Origin of the sequence: Actinospica sp. (assembly GCF_035552695.1) — a bacterium.
Taxonomy (GTDB): Bacteria; Actinomycetota; Actinomycetes; order Streptomycetales; family Catenulisporaceae; genus Actinospica.
The window spans coordinates 1-2,928 of the sequence record NZ_DASZKT010000239.1; the positions used below are offsets into that span (position 1 = coordinate 1).

3 protein-coding genes are annotated in these 2,928 nt (G+C 70.4%); 1 reads left to right on the top strand and 2 read right to left on the bottom strand.

All coding sequences use genetic code 11. The features are described from left to right. Positions 1-652, top strand: a 652-nt coding sequence (locus VG296_RS27175) for an MBL fold metallo-hydrolase (RefSeq protein WP_325570599.1), incomplete at its 5' end; no start/stop codon positions are given. A 117-nt stretch (positions 653-769) separates the two neighbouring features. Here VG296_RS27175 and VG296_RS27180 read toward each other — a convergent pair. Both VG296_RS27180 and VG296_RS27185 read right to left on the bottom strand, forming a co-directional pair. Further along, positions 770-2,599, bottom strand: coding sequence for a hypothetical protein (locus VG296_RS27180; RefSeq protein ID WP_325570601.1), 1,830 nt, complete (start codon positions 2,597-2,599; stop codon positions 770-772). Positions 2,600-2,604: 5 nt separating this feature from the next. Beyond that, positions 2,605-2,928: hypothetical protein (locus tag VG296_RS27185; RefSeq protein ID WP_325570603.1), on the bottom strand; the 324-nt coding region annotated here is incomplete at its 5' end.

Genomic DNA, 2,928 nt, shown 5'->3' on the forward strand with positions numbered 1-2,928 from the left:
TGGCCGCATCGGCTACGAGCTCGAGTTGGTCGAGCTGGAGCCCGGCGACGTGCTCGTACGAGACGGTTACCGGATCGCCCCCGTCGCGGTCACCCATCGGGGGCCGGCGCTCGGCTACGCGCTGTTCGAGGACGAGCGCCCGGGCGTGTTCGATGCGGCGATCGCGCTCGAGTTGGGGCTGGTCGAGGGGCCGGAGTTCGGCCGCCTCCAGCACGGCGAGACGATCCGCGGCGTCACCCCCGACCAGGTGCTGGGGCCGCCACGGCCCGGCCGCAAGCTCGTGATCTCGGGCGACACGATGCCGTGCGAAGCGCTGCAGATCGCCGCCCACCAGGCCGACGTCCTGGTCCACGAGGCGACGTTCGCCGACGAGGAGGTGCAGCGAGCCGCCGAGACCGGGCATTCGACCGCGTCCCAGGCGGCCACGATCGCGCGTGACGCGCAGGTCGGGATGCTGGCGCTGACCCACGTCTCGACCCGCCACCCGCTCGGCCTGCTGCGCGACGAGGCTCGCGCGATCTTTCCCGCCACGGTGATCCCGCGCGACTTCGACACGATCGAGATCCCGTTCGCCGAGCGCGGCAAGCCGGTGCTCGAGCGCTGGGGCGACCGCGAGCCCGTCGAGGAGGCCGAGCCCGCGGGCACGGCGTGAGGAGCCTGATCGGCGAGGACTTCGCGCGGGGCTTGAACCTGCGCCTCTGAGCGTCCTCACAGGACGCTTAAACGCGCAGGGTGGCGCGCGCCGGACCGGATGCCCGGGAGCGGCGGGTCAGTGAGGGCGGGTGCCCTGCTTACCGGCCGCGTCGACGCCCGCACTCGGTGCCGACGCGAGCTTTTGTCCTCTGAGGTCAATCGGACCGTGCCAGGTGCGCGCGTGCCAGCTCTCCCAGAGGTCGCCGTTGGTTCCCTTCCAGAACACGTCCTGCTCGCCGTTTGCGTGTACCGCCACCGTCGGGGCCGAGCCGAGCAGCCCGGCGCGGACCGATGTGGCCGCTCCCCACGAGCCCGCGACATATGCCTTCTCCCACAGGCCGCCGTCGGTGCCCTTCCAGAACACGTACTCGTCGCCCGCTCCATCGACCGCGACCGATGGCGCCGAGCCGAGTTGGCCGCCACCCAGATCGACGGGACCGTTCCACCGGTTCGTGAACCAGCTCTCCCACAGATTGCCGTTGGCGCCTTTCCAGAACACGTCCTGCTCGCCGTTTGAATGCACGGCCACGGCCGGAGCCGAGCCGAGTTTGCGATCGGCGAGCGGGATCGGCTGTCCCCAGCTCTTGCCTGAGTAGGACCTCTCCCACAGGCCGCCGTCGGTGCCCTGCCAGAACACGTACTCGTCGCCGGCGCTGTCAACCCCAACCGCGGGGCCTGACCCGAGCCGGCCAGCGTGGAGGTTGATCGGCCCGTGCCACTGGCCCGTGTACCAGGTCTCCCAGAGGTTCCCATTGGTTCCCTTCCAGAACACGTCCTGCTGCCCATCGGCGTGCGCGGCCACTGCAGGCGCCGAACCGAGGCGTCCGGTGTCGACCAGGTTCGGGCCGTTCCAGCGGCCCGAGTACCACTTCTCACGCAGACCGCCCTGCGGTCCGCGCCAGAACACGTACTCGGCGCCGATCGGGTTCACGAACCGCACCGGGCATGGCACCGTGTCGCTCGAACTGGTTGCGACCGGCATCGAGAGCGAGGTCGCGCCGGCTGTGAGGCAGCCACTCGAGCTCAGCCCGATCCGGAAGCGGGCCGCATTTACGGTGTAGATCTTGAAGCGGCCGATCTGGGCGGGCGACGAGGCCCCGATGATCACGCGTGTGCGGCGGCTGACCCGGATCGGGAGATCGGAGACCAGCTTGACGAGGTTCCCGGTCGTCTGCTGATCGCCGAAGGTCGCCCCCTGGCAGGCCTGACATCTGGCCGTCACCTGCTCGCCATCGGCCAGGCCGAGGAACTGCAGGCCGGTCAGTCGTGTCGTCTGCGGCTCACCGACCACGGTCGAGAAGCGGGCCTGCATCAAAAACGGGGCGACGGTAAGCCGGCTCTGGTAGGCGTAGTTGAAGAGCATCCGCAGGCTGCCGCCGGCGCCGCCGCGCCCGCCGACCTGGAACGTGTAGTCGACTCCGGCGCGGACCTGCACGGAGAGCTCGTTGCTGGCGAATCCCGAACCGGGCGCGCACCGGACCGGGGTCGGGGCGAAGCTCAGCGGCGCATAGGTGTAGAGCGCGATCACGTTCGGGATCCCGTTCGTCCGGATCTCCACCTGCCCGTCGTGGTCGGGATAGAAGTCGTACCAGACGGTCTTGCCGTAGCTCACGCCCTGACACGTGTGGGACTCGGCCAGTCCGCTCGGGCAGTTGGCGCTGCCACAGGGGTCGAGAATGTTCTGCTGCAGCGTGGCGCCGACCGTGTCGGTGATGTCCTGGAGCGTGGCGACCGCGTTGAGCGGCGTGTGCGGCGCGTTGAGGTTGTTCGAGGCGAGGAAGTTGTCATTGACCGGAGGCTCGGAGCCGGCCAGCGCGGCGGCCGGGAGCACCGCGACCACGACGCCGCACAGGAGCGCGAGCCGCGACCAGCGTCCGGCGGCTGCGGCGTGCGAGCGGCGGGTCATCGCGCCTAGGCCTGGTTCGAGACCGGGTGCGTGACGGGCGGGGCGCTGCCCTGGTTCGACGACGAGCCACTTTGTGATGAGGCCCCCTGGCCCGTGGAAGAGCCTGCCCCGCTGCCCGTCGAGCCGCCGACGTAGGTCTCGGAAGCCTGGGGCGCCGAGGCGAGGCGCAACGTCCCAAACCGCGGCAGCGCGAGCTCAAAGCGACGCAGCCCCGCGGGCGCCGCCGACAGCTTCCGGCTGGCGGCCTCGACGTGGCCGATGTCGGTGGTGTAGCTGCTCGTGTCATCCGTCCTGCCGGCGTGCGCCAGTGCCTTCAGCGCACCGGCTTC